1 pseudogene is annotated in these 379 nt (G+C 66.2%); it reads left to right on the top strand.

Features of this window, described 5'->3' with window-relative positions:
* Positions 1–379 (top strand): annotated as a pseudogene (locus TN53_RS42870) (histidine kinase); the annotation flags it as partial.

The following is a 379-nucleotide window of genomic DNA, read 5'->3' as shown; positions in this document are numbered from 1 at the left end:
TACGCCATGCTCTCCGAGGCACACCTCCGCGTCGAGCGGGGCACCGACTGCGTTTGCGCGTTCTTGAAACACCACAATCGCTCGCGCACCGAGGTGTTGCTGCACGGTCTGGAGCAGATCCCGCGCAAGGAGCTGGAGTACCGGGGCTCCACCTTCACCGAAATGGACGTGGACGCGGTACTCGCCCGGCACCCCGAGGTGGCCCTGGTCGACGAGCTGCCGCACACGAACATCCCCGGCTCCCGCAACACCAAGCGCTGGCAGGACGTCGAGGAGCTGCTGGCCGCCGGGATCGATGTGATCTCGACGGTCAACATCCAGCACCTGGAGTCGCTGGGGGACGTCGTCGAGTCGATCACCGGCATCCGGCAGCAGGAGA

Origin of the sequence: Streptomyces sp. WM6386, from assembly GCF_000972385.1 — a bacterium.
In the GTDB taxonomy this organism is placed as follows: Bacteria; Actinomycetota; Actinomycetes; order Streptomycetales; family Streptomycetaceae; genus Streptomyces.
The sequence above is the reverse complement of the archived record's forward strand: the minus strand, read 5'-3'. Positions and strand labels throughout refer to the sequence as shown.